15 protein-coding genes and 3 pseudogenes are annotated in these 16,518 nt (G+C 37.0%); 16 read left to right on the forward strand and 2 right to left on the reverse strand.

Annotated elements, in window-relative coordinates:
- The first annotated feature begins 119 nt into the window (after positions 1 to 119).
- The 9 genes and pseudogenes from BS34_RS0104030 to BS34_RS12805 all read left to right on the forward strand — a co-directional run.
- Complete coding sequence (locus BS34_RS0104030; protein ID WP_051640670.1) at positions 120 to 1,406, forward strand: tyrosine-type recombinase/integrase; 1,287 nt, start codon at positions 120 to 122, stop codon at positions 1,404 to 1,406.
- On the forward strand, positions 1,403 to 1,726 hold the full coding sequence (locus BS34_RS0104035) for a hypothetical protein (RefSeq protein ID WP_029407268.1): 324 nt from the start codon (positions 1,403 to 1,405) through the stop codon (positions 1,724 to 1,726). The genes BS34_RS0104030 and BS34_RS0104035 overlap by 4 nt, the downstream gene beginning before the upstream one ends.
- Positions 1,723 to 2,100 (forward strand): hypothetical protein, encoded by a 378-nt coding sequence (locus BS34_RS0104040; protein ID WP_029407269.1) that lies wholly within the window; start codon positions 1,723 to 1,725, stop codon positions 2,098 to 2,100. Before BS34_RS0104035 ends, BS34_RS0104040 begins: the two co-directional genes overlap by 4 nt.
- A 217-nt stretch (positions 2,101 to 2,317) precedes the next feature.
- Positions 2,318 to 3,268: an IS110 family RNA-guided transposase gene (locus BS34_RS0104045; RefSeq protein ID WP_029407270.1), complete on the forward strand. Its 951-nt coding sequence runs from the start codon at positions 2,318 to 2,320 to the stop codon at positions 3,266 to 3,268.
- A 2-nt stretch (positions 3,269 to 3,270) separates the two neighbouring features.
- Positions 3,271 to 3,903 carry a TraI domain-containing protein gene (locus tag BS34_RS12530; RefSeq protein WP_051640671.1) on the forward strand — a complete coding sequence of 211 codons (633 nt, stop codon included), beginning with the start codon at positions 3,271 to 3,273 and terminating at the stop codon, positions 3,901 to 3,903.
- Between the two features lie 104 nt (positions 3,904 to 4,007).
- Positions 4,008 to 4,394, forward strand: coding sequence for a hypothetical protein (locus BS34_RS0104055; RefSeq protein ID WP_029407272.1), 387 nt, complete (start codon positions 4,008 to 4,010; stop codon positions 4,392 to 4,394).
- A gap of 301 nt (positions 4,395 to 4,695) precedes the next feature.
- Positions 4,696 to 5,064 (forward strand): annotated as a pseudogene (locus BS34_RS13100) (transposase); the annotation flags it as partial.
- 232 nt (positions 5,065 to 5,296) lie between these two features.
- Complete coding sequence (locus BS34_RS0104065; RefSeq protein WP_029407273.1) at positions 5,297 to 7,174, forward strand: hypothetical protein; 1,878 nt, start codon at positions 5,297 to 5,299, stop codon at positions 7,172 to 7,174.
- Between the two features lie 296 nt (positions 7,175 to 7,470).
- Positions 7,471 to 7,818: pseudogene (locus BS34_RS12805) on the forward strand (transposase); the annotation flags it as partial.
- A gap of 85 nt (positions 7,819 to 7,903) precedes the next feature.
- Here the strand turns inward: BS34_RS12805 and BS34_RS0104075 are convergent.
- Together BS34_RS0104075 and BS34_RS0104080 are read right to left on the reverse strand one after the other, a co-directional pair.
- Positions 7,904 to 8,782: a DnaB-like helicase C-terminal domain-containing protein gene (locus BS34_RS0104075; RefSeq protein ID WP_029407274.1), complete on the reverse strand. Its 879-nt coding sequence runs from the start codon at positions 8,780 to 8,782 to the stop codon at positions 7,904 to 7,906.
- 589 nt (positions 8,783 to 9,371) lie between these two features.
- Positions 9,372 to 10,385 (reverse strand): helix-turn-helix transcriptional regulator, encoded by a 1,014-nt coding sequence (locus BS34_RS0104080; RefSeq protein ID WP_029407275.1) that lies wholly within the window; start codon positions 10,383 to 10,385, stop codon positions 9,372 to 9,374.
- A 136-nt stretch (positions 10,386 to 10,521) separates the two neighbouring features.
- On the opposite strand from BS34_RS0104080, the gene BS34_RS12175 reads away from it, so the two are divergent.
- The 7 genes and pseudogenes from BS34_RS12175 to BS34_RS13210 form a co-directional block, all read left to right on the forward strand.
- Positions 10,522 to 12,651, forward strand: coding sequence for an AAA family ATPase (locus tag BS34_RS12175; RefSeq protein WP_038126267.1), 2,130 nt, complete (start codon positions 10,522 to 10,524; stop codon positions 12,649 to 12,651).
- Between the two features lie 396 nt (positions 12,652 to 13,047).
- The gene (locus tag BS34_RS12540) at positions 13,048 to 13,869 is read left to right on the forward strand and encodes a GIY-YIG nuclease family protein (RefSeq protein WP_051640673.1); all 822 of its coding nucleotides are present in this window, start codon (positions 13,048 to 13,050) and stop codon (positions 13,867 to 13,869) included.
- A gap of 68 nt (positions 13,870 to 13,937) precedes the next feature.
- Positions 13,938 to 14,192: a hypothetical protein gene (locus tag BS34_RS0104095; protein ID WP_029407278.1), complete on the forward strand. Its 255-nt coding sequence runs from the start codon at positions 13,938 to 13,940 to the stop codon at positions 14,190 to 14,192.
- A 266-nt stretch (positions 14,193 to 14,458) separates the two neighbouring features.
- Positions 14,459 to 15,100: a hypothetical protein gene (locus BS34_RS0104100; protein ID WP_029407279.1), complete on the forward strand. Its 642-nt coding sequence runs from the start codon at positions 14,459 to 14,461 to the stop codon at positions 15,098 to 15,100.
- 11 nt (positions 15,101 to 15,111) lie between these two features.
- Positions 15,112 to 15,582 (forward strand): hypothetical protein, encoded by a 471-nt coding sequence (locus BS34_RS0104105; RefSeq protein WP_029407280.1) that lies wholly within the window; start codon positions 15,112 to 15,114, stop codon positions 15,580 to 15,582.
- Between the two features lie 137 nt (positions 15,583 to 15,719).
- Entirely contained in the window at positions 15,720 to 15,944 is a 225-nt protein-coding gene (locus BS34_RS0104110) for a hypothetical protein (RefSeq protein WP_029407281.1), read from the forward strand.
- A gap of 166 nt (positions 15,945 to 16,110) precedes the next feature.
- Positions 16,111 to 16,466: pseudogene (locus BS34_RS13210) on the forward strand (integrase core domain-containing protein); the annotation flags it as partial.
- Positions 16,467 to 16,518 lie beyond the last annotated feature (52 nt).

Below are 16,518 nucleotides of genomic sequence, written 5' to 3' on the forward strand. Positions count from 1 at the left end.
GCATTATATTCGTCCCTTTCATCAAAGAAAACTACTTTTTATTTGGGAGAATATCGAAAAGGATATGAAAGATTTAGAGGATACATTCGAGATACCAATGGCGAATGGAGGTGTTTGTTATGGCTAGTATAAGAGTAAGAGATGGACGTTTATTTTTTGACTTTAAGTATAGAAAGAAAAGATGCAGAGAACAAACTCTTCTAAACGATTCACCGTCTAATAGGAAGAAGTTAGCCCAGGTTTTACGCAAGATTGAAGCTGAAATTACTTTGGGTACTTTTGAATATGCTATGTATTTTCCAAACAGCCCAAGAGTCGAAGAGTTTGAGGTAATTAATCGAGATATGCGTCGCAGATCTGGTAAAGGAACGCAGTTATTCAAAGAGTTTGTGTCTGTTTGGTATGAAGAAATGAAAATTGGTTGGCGTGATAGCTATGATCAAACGGTCGTTAAAATCTTAAATGGCCGGTTAATGGAAGTTTTTGGTGAAAAGGAAGTCAGCGAAATCACTAAAGCAGACTTATTACAGTTTCGAGCACGTCTTGGGGAAGAATCGGGTAGAAACGGTAAAAAGATGTCGCCATCACATATCAATCGTCATATGTATTTAATGAGAATGATATTAAGAGAAGCCGCTGACCGGTTTGATTTTAATACGCCTTTCAAAGGAATAAAAGCTTTAAGGAACAATAAGCCTGATATTCATCCATTTAATGTATCAGAGGTTAACTTGATTATTAATGGTGTTGACCCTTGGTACCGCTACTATTATACGGTTAGGTTCCTAACGGGTATGCGAACAGGGGAGATAGATGGACTTAAGTGGAAATATGTAGATTTTGACAATCGCATAATCAAAGTTCGTGAATCTTTAGTTAAAAACAAACAGACTTATACCAAGAATGATTTTTCACAACGTGATATTGAGATGTCTTCAACTGTTTACGAGGCTTTAAGAGAACAGTATCAACGTTCTGGACATTTGGACTACGTGTTTGTGAACTCAAGAGGAGACCACCTGAACTATCACAATGTGTCACGACGTATTTGGCATCCATTGTTGATTGAGTTGGGGTTAGAACGTCGTAACCCTTATCAAACTCGACATACCGCAGCGACTCTTTGGTTAGGAGCGGGTGAAAATCCCGCTTGGATTGCTAAACAAATGGGGCATTCAACCACTGAAATGCTGTTTAGAGTGTATGCACGCTATGTACCAAATTTAACGCGTAAAGATGGTTCTGCTATGGAGCGATTGTTAACCAGTTCGGTTGAAGTGAATCATGATCCATTACCTGCCTCTAAGTACTTAGAAGAGATTGATGTTGAGAGTTTGGATCAAGATGATGATTTTTGGCAGCAGTTTGTTGATAGTGAAGGTGATGATCTAGGAGGTATCGCATGATAAATCAAAATCAAACCAATCCTTTATTGGTAAGACAGCATCCTTGTATGAAAGGAACAGCCGGAATTTTTCCTGAATATGAGGTTGAAGACCCAAGAGTTGTTAGTCGTTTAGTCAATAATCTAATGTATTTATTTAATGTCCATGAGGGCGATTACCTGACTTTTGTTTTAGGTCATGGAGAGTGTTACACAAATAAACAAGCGATGCAGCACTGGGTTTACGATCAGCTTGGCTCATCTGCAATAGGGCATGATGATGTTCTTGCTTTTTTATCTGGGCAGTTAAAAGAGCAGTTGATGATGGAGGTATGCCAATGAATCCTATTATGCTTTACAACCAACAAAAAAGACTACAAGTAGGTAATGGCAAACAGCTTATTGGCTATGCTGGTATCTTTGGACAAGATTTAGGCTGCACTGATTACGGTTGGTGTCAGGTTAGTCTAGTAGATCAACAGCACCTAACCCACTATATCCGCGTCGATAGCGAAGATTACGCTGAAATCAATCAGCGATATGAAAGCCTAAACCTTCAAAATAATGAATCACTCTACCTATGGTTAGAGCAAGGTAATGATGGCTCAGTTCTGAACTGGCGACTGTTTAAAAGCACGTTAACGCTTGAACAACTCTATCCAATCTACCAGGCCTTATATGTTGAAAGTGTTCTCCAGAAGTGGAGAATTTATTAAGGACGCTTAGTAAAGGGATAAAGAGATCTTGCTACCAGGCCAATGACACCCAGAGTGATCCAGGTTATCAGATTAAGACCTTTATCCCCACACACTATAAACTGAACGGTATCTTAGGCAGGACAAGACTCCTAGCCTGTATTCATAAGGTTAGTATAGCCATAGTGTGAACTTACTAAACGAAATTAAATCCTAGCATAAAATAGGTATTTCGAACATGAAAATATACATCGGCATAGACATCAGCAAAGACACCTTTGACGTAGCGGTTTCAACTCAAAAGCAAAGTGTCACTTTTAATAACACCCCAGCGGGGTTTAAAAAGTTTATCAAATGGATGAGCCTTTTTGATTCTCCACACATCGCGATGGAAGCCACCGGGAAATACTATTTAGGCCTCGCATTGCATCTTTACGAACAAGAATACCCTGTGTATGTGATCAACCCATTTAAAATCAAACATCATGCACAATCCAAACTAAAGCGTGTTAAAACCGACAGTGAAGATGCTAAGCTCATCGCAGATTTTTGTGAAGTACACAAACTCAAACCTTGGCAGCCTGACAGTCCGATTATCGCTAAGCTACAAGAGTTCTCAGCACTTCAATCCTTGTTAATTCAAACAAAAACCCGCATTAAAAACCAAATGCAAAGTTCGACAGAAATTGAAGTACAGAAAATTCAAATAGCTCAGATTAAACAGTTAGAAAAGCAGATTGAAAAGATTCAATCCCAAATGAAAGGCTGCGTTCAACAGGATGTTGAATTGGCTAAGCAGATGGCATTATTAAAGTCCATTAAAGGACTGGGTGAAAAAACAGCGATTGAACTCATCACTCATATCAAAGACATTTATCGTTTTGATAATGCAAAGGCCTTAGCCTGTTACTCTGGTCTTGTTCCACAAATACAGCAATCGGGTAGTAGTTTAAATCGCTCATCGCTTTCAAAAATGGGCAATGCAAATTTAAGGAAGTGTCTCTACATGCCTGCGGTAAATAGTATTGCATACAACCCTGTCTTAAAATCCTTTGCAGACAATCTGAGAAAAAGAGGGGTTGCAGGTAAGAAGATAGTTGCCGCGGTAATGCGCAAATTAATTCATCTGGTTTATGCTATTCTGAAGAGTGGTAAACCCTTTGATCCAGAATATAAGATTGGTGCTTGACTATGAAAATCAAACACGGTATCTGTTATGACTTTGATTCGTTGTATCAGCTGTTTGAGTTGATTGAGACCTTAAGTGTTATTCCGTTGAGAATGTTTGCAAGAGAAGTGTTAATGGATAAACCATTGATGACGGCTTTTGTGAATATTCCTGCCAGCAAACGTCATCACCATAGTTTTCCAGGAGGATTACTGATGCACTCGTTAGAGTGTGCCTTGATGACTCAGCAAACCGTTGGGTCACTTATTGATGTTTCAATCAAAGAGAAAGAAGTCGCCGTTACTGCGGCACTGTTTCATGATGTGGGAAAGGTTAAAACCCTTGGGTCAACTCAACACACATCAACAGGGCGACTGATTGACCATGAACAATTTACACTCATGCTACTGGCTGATCCACTCAATACCTTGCAAGAGTATTGGAAAGAAGGGGCTGAAACCTTGCAATACTTATTAACTTGGACAGAAAAACAAGGTGTCTGTCGTTTTGTGTCTGGCAATGCCATTAAGATGACAGACCGGCTAAGTACCTCAGCGTCTTTAAGAAACATGGCGTTTAAGGATAAGCCAGATTATTTTCATTTTGCCGAACTCAGTATTGGCTCTAATAAACATTATCTCAATCGTTTGAATTAAATCTTAAATACACCTTCCTCAACGTTGTTCAAAAGTTGACCGAATTTTGGAAAACGTTATATTCATTGAGAAAGGTGTTATTTAATTAATTAAAGGAGGGCTTTATGGCTTATCAAAACAAAGTTGAAATGATGTGGGTTGAGCGTTTTATAAAATTACTCATAGCCGTTGTCATCATTGTGACATTCATTATGACAATTTACAGTGGCAAGCTATATTTCCAGGAACGCACACAAGTAAAAAATAACGTTGCAGTCTATTATCAAATTCCCCAAGAGAGTGTAGCAGGGCTTCAATGTTATAAAGGCTTGCTACATTATCCAAATCAAGGTAATTTTTCAGGCCTACTAAGCTTCTCTCCGGCTATTAGGTGTCATAAAGAGGAGCTTGAAGCATTAAAACAAAATAAATATCAGACAGAGTTTTACCTTTCGGTGTTTATTTTTTTATTTTCAACTGGACTCGGCTGTTTATATAGAAAGTTAAACTAAAAAATTGGAGTGGCTAAGCTATTCCATACCAGGTTTGTCATATCAGGCCTGGCTTTTTTAAATAAAAAGAGACCTTTGCACGAGAGTATGCACGAGTAAAAATGGTTCTAGGTGCCCCTTGAGGGTAAAAATTCACCCGATTTTTGTTGTACCCCAAGGGCACTTCCGTTGGGCGACAACTTGCGAATAGCTAGCTATTCCCTGCGTTTTCCGCCGCAAACGAAGAACTCGACGCCCGAAGGGGTAAGTCGAGAATCAGGCAAATTTTTCCTCATTTTTCTTTCGCACCTATCTCGTGTTTATGCCCTTGGGTGCAAAGGTCTCACAAAGTAAGTTAATAGGGTTGTTTTTTGTGGGTACAACCGAACGAACCTTAGCCTCTCTTACCAGGGTAAACAAAACATCCGCAAGCTATTATTTTCAGCGTTTAAGACAGTTGATCTATGACAATAGTGAACAACAAGAATTGCTTGAAGGTGAAGTTGAAGCAGATGAAAGTTACTTTGGCGGAAGACGTAAAGGTAAACGTGGCTAGGGGTTGGATGCAAAAGTTCGGGTGTTTGGTTTTTTAAAGCTTAATGGTAGGGTTTATACGGTAATCATACCTGATGCTAAAACAAGTACTTTAATGCGAATCATCCGTCAAAAAGTAAAAACCGATAGCATCGTTTTGGAGTGGTAAAACATCAAATAAGGCGGAGTAGATTTACAGGTTAAATTGCTCTGAAGATGTGGTCAAATTTACTTGACCACTTAACACTTTACTCCTAAACTTCTCTAAGCAATTTAGATATGCGTTTTTAATCGTACATTGTGGGCATTTAACCTGGAACTATAATTTTTGATTTGTTGGGTAGGACTGAATCCTCCAGTAAATTACAACGTAAGTTTAGTGGAATAAAGTGGTAAACCTAACTGAAAAAAGTCTTAATCCCTGCGCCAATCCAAAAACAAACTCATCAATTAAACATCGGTTTATTGAGGGGGTTATTGTCTTTGTAAGTTTGGCAACATTACTGTTTTTTCTGTATGTCATCGATTTAACCCTATTTGAGAATTGGGTGTTGTTATTAGTATTCTTATTTATCGCTTATTTGTCTTTTATTTCGATTAAACAAAACGCTTTATTTATTCGCCGAGCTATCTTGAATCATTCGCTAAACGAGGGCAGTTCAGTTAAATCTACCTTGTGGAGCAGCCGTTTAGTTTCGATAAAGGCAATGTTTTTATCAATAGGGGCCTCATTTATTATTTTGGGCTTATCGCATGAACTAACAGAAGATATGGGGTGGTTCCTGTTACTAGACTTATTTTTATTAGTTTTTATTAATTCCTATATTCGACATAAATATCAAGCACACTTTGTTAAGCAGAACCAAATTTTGAGCATGACTAATCTCACGTTTTGGATTAATTTACTGATATTCTCTGCACTTTATAGCTGGCTTCAATTCAATGCTGCTCAGATTGATTACAGAGGCCAGTCTTTTGATGATTTCTTTGGGCAATTTACTTTAATTGCCAGTCAGTCAGTCAGCCCATTTGCCGGTTATCCTTTAGCAGCCTATAGCTTAATCAATGAGTTTCCTCTTTTTTTAATTCAAAACAGTTTGCCAAAATTTGGCCTGTCATCTGATGTTAAAGCACTTGCATGGTTGGTATTCTTTTTAATACAAGCTTTGCAGTTTTATGTCTTTTTTAAAGCATTTACAGGGTTGATGCTTGTTATTCAGGCGCAAAACAACAAGGGTTGGACCATACTGGGTGAAGATGGCTTGCGTAAAGGGTTTTGGGGCACAATTGTTTTATTTTCAATAATCACTCTTTTAATTATGTTTGTCGGGGTAAATAAAAATAATCAAGCAGACGAACTTGCTAATGTAGCAACGCATACCCTTGAGCTTTGCAGTGAACAAGACACGTTAAACGAGCAAAGAGATGTTGAAGCTAAGGGTTTGCAGTTTTTAAATCAACAACAAGCCAATCTTGAAAGTTCTTTAGCACAAACCATTAATACCGAAATAGAGACTGGATTTAAATCGGTAGAAGGTGGCATAGATCGTTTTCTGGATTGGAACTACAGCGTAAAAGGCGGGTATCAAAAGTTATTTTATTGGGCATCTGGCGATTTAGATTCGATGGTTACTGAGAAAATAGGTGAGAGTTTTGGTAATACGTTGTCATTAAACCTTGAAACGAGTCATTTAAATATTACCAACAAATATCAAAGTAAAATGAATTTGGTGCTAGAAAAACAAACTCAACTTTTAAAGCAAGAACTGCAAAAGAGTGAATGTTTTAACAACGAGTTAAAAACCACATTAACAGATGAAATTACGCAATTAAATTATGCAGGCAGTGGTGCTGGCTTAACGGCGGTTGGTGGGTCTTTATTACTCATAAAATCAAAGATAGTATTAAAGTTAGTGTCCAAAATGGGAACAAAAATTTCAGCTAAAGTATTTGCAAAACTTGGTACAAAAGCAACGACGGCGAGTGCTGCTGCGGTAGCGGGTGCAGCTTGTGGGCCATTTGCCCTCCTGTGTGGTGCAGCAATAGGCACGGCTGCATGGGTCGGAACCGACCTAGGGGTTGAATCTGCTGATGAATTTATGAATCGTGACCAAGAAAAATTAGAATTAATGGCTTTAATGGAAAGTACCAAAAAAGAACTTAAACAAAAATTGATTAGTTATTTTTCTGCACAAATGGCAAAAGATTTTAATAACTTAAAAGGTCGACAAGAAAAACTATTTATTCCATCACGCGATGGTATTTGAATGTAAAAGTCATGCTAAACGGACTGCTTTTTATTTTGACCTTGTGTCTTGTCTGTTTAAGTTTAAGCTATGGATTTTTAGTCTATATCTTTTGTTATTCTTTAATGAAACCATTGGCTTTAGACCCCAAAACTCTTAACTAGAGCAATGATAAAAGGTGTCACTAGTTGAGTTCATTCATTTACAGATTTGGGATGTCTTGGTGTGTTCTTCGGTAAGATTTAATAATCAAATTTTATGTTTGATAATTTTTTTAGGGGCTGTCCTAGATAACTAAAATTATCTAAGATGACACTATGAGAAAAAGTAGACTGAGCTGGTACAAACAAAGCAAATTAATAAAGTTGTTTGTTGCGGGAACAACTGCACGAATTGCAGCCTCACTTGCCGGGGTGAATAAAACATCTGCAAGCTATTATTTTCAACGTTTACGACAGTTAATCTATGATAATAGTTAACACCATGAATTGCTAGAAGGTGAAGTCGAAGCTGATGAAAGTTACTTTGGCGGAAGACGAAAAGGTAAACGTGGCTACGGATTGGCTGCAAAAGTTCGGGTGTTTGGTTTTTTAAAGCGAAATGGCAAGGTTTATACTGTCATCATACCTGATGCTAAAACACACACTTTAATGTCAATAATTTGTTAAAAGGTAAAACCTGCCAGCTTTATTTTTGATGATTAGATACCTAATATCAAAACGAGAAACGCACTCGTTTTAAAGAGCAGTGTCAGATTAAGTTTAAACTTTTAAATTTCATAAACCCGCTATGGAAACTCAAATTTACTTTAGCATTTTTACCTCTTTTATTCTTGGTTATTACAAGCTCTAATGCTTTATCATGAGATGAGTTTAAGGAAGGTAGTGGGTTGAAATCATGTATTTTAATTCCAAAGTCGACGAAATCTAGAACAGATTCGTAATGATATTCCCTAATATATGTATTCTGCTCAATAATCTCTTTTTGAAAGGTTTTAGAGTTTGATGAAAAAGCTAAAATAGGAATGTTAAGAGTCATTGCTAGCTCCTTTAATGCCTTCAGGCTTTTGGTGATTTGAGTGCTATATTTCTTGTTAAGGTGTAGATCATCAATAACAATTAAGTTAACGGAACTTTCTGTATCTTCATTTATTGAAAAAGTGTGGTCAAGTTCCAGAGATAAAGCTAATTCTTGGAGCGCTTTGAGTGATGTGGTTTTTCCAGGGTGAATTGTTACTTTCCAATTGTCACTAAACGTTTTTACGGCTTTGTTTAATTTAGGCCAATCTTCTTCTTTAATTCGACCTGCCCTTAGTCTATCAATATCAATCTCACTATTTAAAGCCATAATTTTAAGCATGATTTCTTCATTTTTATCACCATTGCTTACAAATAGTGTAGATGCTCCTTGCATAGAAAAATTATGGAGTAGATTAACTGCCAAAGCTGTTTTCCCTGATGCTGCAGCCCCTTGAAATAAAACAAGGTCTCCACCTTGAAGGTTCCATAGAGCTTCATCTAATGCATCAAAACCGGTATAAAAAGTGTTTTTATCTTTTTCTTCATTAAACCTTCGGTCCAAATCATTAACAAAATTTTCCAATAGTTGCTCAGTATTAAATGTGCTCACTTTTTATCCCTTGATTATTTAAGCGTATTTGATTTTAACAACTAGGTATATTTGAAAATATAGCAAAATAGGCGTTAGCGACAAGTGTTGTCGTTACTGCTCTTTTAATCATTTAATTAGTTATGCTAAAAGATAAAATGTGATTAGTGCTAAGGCCTGAAAACACTAGACACTTTTTATGGTAAAAATTACATTAACCGTAAAAAGGAATAACCATGGCCAAAGGCATTTATTATTCAGAAGAGTGTAAATAAGAAGCAAGTAATTATGTTATTCATCATAACTTTCCTGTAGCCGAGGTCACAGAGTGATTCTGTATCTCATCTAAAACTCTTTGGAAATAGGTTAAAACTTTTTCCAGCTTCTAAAAAAGACTTGATGAGGTTGCTTTTGAGCTGAATAATAGGCTAGAAGATACTTAGGGTTTAAAAAGCTATATCAAGAAATTAGCAAGATGCTGTGGTGACGGGTTGAATCCTCTGCAGGGTTCTTTGACAACGAGTCAAATAACGATAAGCTTTCATAAAAACTCGTCAGAACAATTACTCCGTTCGTATTTTGTGTTCGGCTTTGTCGGTTCAACCTATTGTTATTCTTTCTGATTAATTGAGTAGAGTTTGCTAAGTGCTTGACTAGCATTAATAAATTCTTGTCGAAGGAAGGTCGGTTCTAACACTTCGATGTCTGCCCCAAAACCATTAAGCCACCATCTAAGTTGCTGTGTGTTATCAACTGATGCCGTTACTTCATATATTTCATCATCCAGTTTTAAAATCGATTGATTCTCTGATAATTTTACTTCTTCTAAATGGTTAGCAATCCACTTATTGGTTCTGATCTTTAAAACCATTTTTTTGTTTGAATCTTCAATTGGAAAATGAAACTGACCGCCATCTATATAGTCTTTTAAAGAAAAGCTACTTGTTTGAATATTTGAGGTCTGCGTGTTTTCTGCCTTTATAAAACGATGCAGAGCAAATTGCCGAACATCTTGATATTTCCATAAAGTACCAACTAAATAAATTACCTGATCCACAATTACAATACCCAAGGGGTTGATGGTGTAATCTCTAGGCTCCTCTAGTTTAGGTTGGTAGTGCGTTTTTATCTGTGTTTCTGAAAGAAGTGCCAAGTAAATCACTGAGAGAATTTCATTCTCTATTTTAGGAGCAATAAGTGGCTGAGACCGGTTAATGGTTGCAACCTTATCTGACCAACTTGATAGTTCATTCTGTTTTAAATTACCAAGTAATTTGTCAGCATTTGAAAAGTAGGGTGAGAGTTCTGACAGCACACTCGGAGGCATAAATTTCTTAAGATGTGTTTTAACCATCTGAAAGCTTAATGCAACGGTTGGTTCCATTTCAGGAAGTTCAAGCTTTTGAGCGTCTCTTCGCCAATACCAACCTGGAATGTCTTTATTGCCATCGTTTTCAATCGGGAATAAATTCGCCAAAGATTTGAGGTCTCGTTGTAATGAGCGACGATCTATAACAAAGCCTCGACCGCTAAGTTCTTCTAATAATGTACTGACTGATTTTCTTGCAGGGGCTTTTGGTAGAAGTCGTAACGTTTGAATTTTTCGAAAACAGGCATCGTTCATTGCATTTTCTCATAGTTCATTAAATTTAGTGGCGACAACTAATGTCGCTTACTGTGTCATGTGTGGTTATTATTTGTCTTTGTTAAGCTTATACTCATTTCTAAGAAAAGTAAATTGTAGTTGTAAGAGGTAAATTATGAAAAAGTTGTTGGGTCAAAATAATAATCAGGTTGCTTGTTTTGATTACCCTGAGGATGAAGTGCTTGCGTTTTGGGCTGCTAAAATACTCAGCTTTTCTCATGTTAAAAAGGGCCTATTAAAACCAGTCAAAAGGTTCCGAAATCATATTGACTTTGATGACATTGAAATCATTTTAAACCTCAACTTTGAAAAGGTGGATGAAGAGCTAAAAGGGCATTTGGTGGTTGAGTTTTGCAATCAATTTTTAAAAAATCATAAACAGTCTCAATTGGTTTTTCCATCGGCATTCAATTGTAATCTTGAAGTCTTAGCTAAAACACTGGAACTGTCAAAAATTGATATTGCAGTCTTAAGATTTTTTACCATTTTTGAAGCCAATCGGTCGCTTAGAGATATTGCAAGTTTTCTCGGGGAGTTAAACCGTCGACAGCTCATTGAAACGCTAGCTTGGGTGTTGGATGAAAAGCAAAGTCAAATATCAGAGGCGCTTTCAATGAACTCTGTTTTGGCGCAAACTGGTTTGGTGAGAATAGATCGTAGTGGTGTGGATGAACTGAATCGCAAAGTAGATGTTATGTCGCGTGCGGTGGATTTTGTTATGACCCCCCAGGCAGATACTCAAGAGTTGCTTTACTCATTTTGTCAACTTAGTGGCTTACCATTGCTCTCATTGAAAGACTATCCGCATTTAAGCGAAAACACAGCAGACATTGTTGATTACCTTAACCATAATCGACATAAAGGCATGAATATCTTGATTTATGGTCAGCCAGGAACAGGTAAAACCCAATGGGTGAAATTGGTTGCACAACTTTTAAATAAAACCTTGTATGAAATTCGTTCAGAAGATGAAGACGGCGATATGGTCACAGCGCAAAAACGTGTTGGAATGTATCAACTGGCTCAAAGAGCCCTAAAACAACAGACTGAAGCGGTACTGTTGTTTGATGAGGTGGAAGATGTGTTTGTATCACACAATACAACTTTTTTTAAACGCGGTATACAAGGTAGTCAAAGCAAGTCTTGGTTAAATACTTTGTTGGAGGAAAACTCGGTTCCGGCTTTTTGGATCAGTAATCAAGTCGATCAAATTGATTCGGCCTATTTGCGACGTTTTGATTTTGTGTTGGAAATAGAAACGCCACCAAGAAGTGTGCGTTTACAGATTATTGAAAAAACGTTTAAAAATTTAAATGTGAGTCAATCTTGGATGAAGGCTTTGGCAGAACATAAATGTATCACGCCAGCACTGATTACCCGGGTGGCTGAGGTAGTCATGAAAACACCTACTTTGCAAAACGTAGAACAAGCCGTGCTTGAGTCAAAAATTATGGAACGAATCAATGCCAAACTGGAAGTTCAAGGAACAAAAGCGATTCAACCTCAAAAAGCCAATACTGTTGATTATTCGTTGGAGTTTCTAAACACCGAGATGGATTTAAACGACTTGGTAAGTGGCTTACAGCAAAACCCTACCGGTCGATTGTGTTTATATGGCTTGCCGGGCACCGGCAAAACTGCATTTGGGCACTATGTCGCACAGCAATTAGATCGACCTCTGATGGCTAAGCGTGCATCAGATTTACTGTCACCCTATGTGGGAGAAGCAGAAATGAAAATTGCCAAAGCTTTTGCTGAGGCTAAAAAAGAAAACGCCGTTTTACAAATTGATGAGGCCGACAGCTTTCTTCAAAATAGAGAAAATGCTCAGCGCAGTTGGGAAGTGACTCAAGTCAACGAGCTTCTTACTCAGATGGAAAACTTTGAAGGTGTGCTGATTGCCTCAACCAACTTAATGGATAATCTGGATTCTGCTGCTATGCGTCGATTTGATCTTAAACTCGAATTCAAACCGCTTGCACCGGAGCAAGCTTGGAAGTTGTTTTTGAAAAGTCTGCCGGCATCAGTATTGTTAAAAGATACGGCTGAATTCAAAAGCAAGATTAAAAACCTAAGTGTTTTAACGCCTGGAGACTTTGCGGTCATAAACCGGAAAAATAGGCTTTCTGGCCAACAAATGACGATTGAAAAAATTTTCAAGGCGTTAGAAGAAGAGTGTAAATTCAAACCGAGCTACCAGCGTTATCAGGGAATGGGGTTTATGTGTGATTTAGCTGCGTCTTGAGTGGCATGAAGATCGGTTTGAGTTAACGGTTAATGAAAGATTTTCTCACCAGTGATTTATATGCACACCCATCCTAATTTTCGTGGTTGATAGCGCACCAAGCAAAATTTAATGTACTGCGCATTTTAGAACTTAGCATAGGGTTCAATTGAAGATATTGGGTTGCTTATATAAATTGAGACCTTTGCACGATAATATGAACGAGTAAAAATGGTTAAAATTCACCTGATTTTTGTTGGAAAACTTGCGAATAGCTAGCTATTCCCTTGGTTTCCCGCCGCAATCAGGCAAATTCCCCCACATTTTTCATTCGCACCTATTTTGTGTAAAGTTCTCAAATTATTATTTGTCACGGCATCTTTTCTTCAAAATCTTTCAATATAGAGGTGGTTTAACATGAAGTCTGAACATTATTATTCCGAAAATGAAATACCGTTAAAAAAATATTATGTTTATTTGCTGATCGATCCAAGGGACGATTCAGTTTTCTATGTTGGCAAAGGGCAGGGTGATAGAGCTTTACAGCACGCAAAGTTAGCAAAGGACAATTCTGAGAACGCAAAAGAGAGCCAAATTAAAGACATCCAATTAAAGGGGCTAACTGTAAAAGAATTAGTGATAGGGCGGTATGATTCCGAGTCTGAGGCTTTTGCTGTAGAGGCAACATTAATTAAATGGGTTTACGGCTTTAAAAACCTTACTAATTCGGTTCAAGGGCACCATTCTAAATCGATTCGATTTTTTGGAGACTACGAGCAAGTTGACAATATAGACATACCCGTCAAGAAATACACTAACGATGGTCAGTATACTGAGTCATATAAGAAACTCGTTGTAGAAAATAATGTCATTGAATCAGTTGAGGATTTACGAGATTATTTTATTCAAAGAACTCAAGGGTTGGAATTTTCCGCCGTGGACGATAAAGACCCCAGGTTTGTTCTGTTCAGATGGCTTCATAAAGGCTTAAGTATAGCCATTGCAAGACCGCCGACTAAAGCAAAGTTTTCAGTTATCTTATCCTCTCCACATGGCACAAAAGATGAAAAAGAACAAATTTTAAAAATATGTGAAGTTTCAAGTTTTAATTCAAAAAAATATGGAGATTATGCCCGGTATACACCGGATACAAAATCTGAAGACTATCAAGTTTTATTGGAAGGTTTCTTTGAGCAAAAGCGTGTGTTGGAAGATTTTTTTAGTGGTAAAAACCATTAAAAATAATAACTAGACAACAATCTGGTATTTATCAGGCCAAGTGCGAAATACTGAACCATAAGAAACATTTGAATGCTGGTATCTATCTTTTTGATGACAGACTAGCGAATGGCGGTAATCGATTTAGTGGCGAGCTCTTAAATATCAAGCCAAGTAATGAGCAACCTTTCGGCTGTGATAACTGGAGTGATGTTCATGGTTATTTGCACCGTAATTTACAGTTAGAGCAATACAGCTATGATTATAATGATCTTGTGTTGATCAGAGAAGCTTGGCTTGACTGCAATTCTTTAGGTGCTTGCAATCAAGGCCGTCTGGAATAAATATGACCATTACCTTGATAACACGTGCATCAAATTCAAGGGATGCAGTCAGTAAGTGATATTGCAAAGGTAATTTAAAACATGATTGTAGAGCAATTTCCTACTGTGAAATAGCAATATGCCTAGCATGTAACATGCATTCAGTCTATAGAGCGCAACCTTTCTTTTTGTAGCTCTAGTAGCGACAATTAATGTCGTTACCAAGTTAAATAAGGGTTAATTATTGGTTATATTTAGATTATACTCATAGCAAAAAGGAGTTTGTTATGAGTCATCAATCTGATAAGACGCAGTTTCCTAAAACCTTATTACAAAAACAGATAGAAAGTGCTTTTCTAGCAGTGAATATAGAATTGATTGCACATCAACTTGGCTATAAGCTAGAAGCTTTCCAACATCGTCTTTCAAAGCATTTAAATAATTCATTTCTAGGTCTAGATCAAAGTTCTTTTGATTTTAAATATTCCGGTGCAGAGTTTCTTAAAGCCTTAGCTACTGAATTGAAGATTGGTCAAAAAGTTGTGATTGATTCACTCGATTGTATTGATCGATTTCTTTCAAAGTGCCAGCAATCAAAGGTAAGTCTTTTTGTGGTGACAGACTTTGATATCAGCAAACGTCGTTTGCCAATTTTTGCGCTTGCATGTTTAGAACATAAGAGAAGGAAAACCTTTGGTTGCGATGAGTTTATTGATAACAAAACACAAATGTTAGATTATGTTTCGTTTTGGGTAATCGATCATTATCAGCATTACCAAGGAGTCCTTGATGAATGGGGAGAGATTCAATCTTACCTTTATACAAATGAAGACGGAGACCATTTTCATTTTTCTCCGAAGGGATATTTTCATCAAATAAAAGAAGATGAAAAACTCCTCAAATTATCTAAAGCCAGTGTTTCAATCTAGAAAGGTCAAATATGAAAACCAAAAGAATTATTCCAAATTATGCCCCTTGGATTCCATTGGATAAGCGCATTAGTTTCCCTCCAAGAAAACCCGAACTTCGTCGGCCTCTATTGTGGTTAGCACGGGAAGGTGATGAGCTATTTCTAGTAAATGAAACAGACGAGATATTGGATAGCGTTATTGTTCAGAAGGGTGGGTTTCAAACCGTTGATGACGAAGCTTTTACCCTCTCTTCTGATGAATTTTATGACTATAAAAATGTTAATCCACATGATGCTGTAAAAGTTGATGAATATGATGGCCTTTACGATTTAGATTTCATGATTCAAGTGCATATAAAAGTCAAATCCAGAGGTTTAGGATGCCTTGAGATCACCTCGCCAGCAGAAAAAGGTGGGGTAAAAGAGACGGTTCTGATCTGGGATACAAACGAATCAGGAAAATATGTCAATGTTTCCAATTGTGAGGCGCTACCAGCTTGAGTTTTATCTTTACTTGGAAAAGAACCAAGAGCTAAATTGGCGAACGTTTATATTCCCAATAGGTTTCTACTAAAGAGATTTCATGGCGGTTTGAATATATATACCATTCATATCAATAATTTAGTCAAGGGACTCGAATGCAAACGATTAAATACCTTAAGAACAGTTTTCATTATTTAGGTAGTGGCTCAGATATGGCACATCATTCCTTTGATGCCTTTTCGATAGACGATAAAATTCATATTGTCTATTCACTGGGTATGAAAGAGCAATCCGTTGCGAAACGAAAGAAAAAAAATCTAAGGTTAAATCCCGATGCTTATTTATGGACGCCTTTTGCTGCTTTTATTTACTCTGATTAATTGAATGTTAAAAACTTTAGACACACTTTTTAACGAAGTGTATAGATTTGAATGGTCATGAAAATTAATGATGTCTAGTCGCGATGAAACGTTTATATGTTGTAGAGTAATGTCTTAAAACCAGAAGCTATGGCTTTAGTAACTGAACAAGGCTTCAGCGTCTCAGAAGCGGCCACCAAAAGGCTTAGTTTTCCACTTAGGTCATGTTCCGTAATATACCAATAAACACTTTAGAAAATGGCTGGAACAATACAAAATTAGAGCCAGTATGAGCGATGTTGGTGCTTGTTTGGATAATGCCGTTGTTGAACGTTTTTTAGTCAGCCTAAAGCATTATTGGATGTTAAAAATTTATCAACCCACTCGCAAACACATGAAAAAAGATGTGGCAGAGTATAGAAATATTACAACTTGAATAAGTTTCATAATGCTAATGGTGACTTGTCACCAATAGAATATGAAAATTCTTTAGGAAAATTTCCTAATGGAATTGAGCAGAATATTAGGTTATTTGCAGCATAATTTAGACATTACGATTATTACTTGAATCCGCAATGTCTAAAATACGAAAGAC

It is taken from the genome of Thiomicrorhabdus sp. Milos-T2 (genome assembly GCF_000702325.1).
In the GTDB taxonomy this organism is placed as follows: Bacteria; Pseudomonadota; Gammaproteobacteria; order Thiomicrospirales; family Thiomicrospiraceae; genus Thiomicrorhabdus.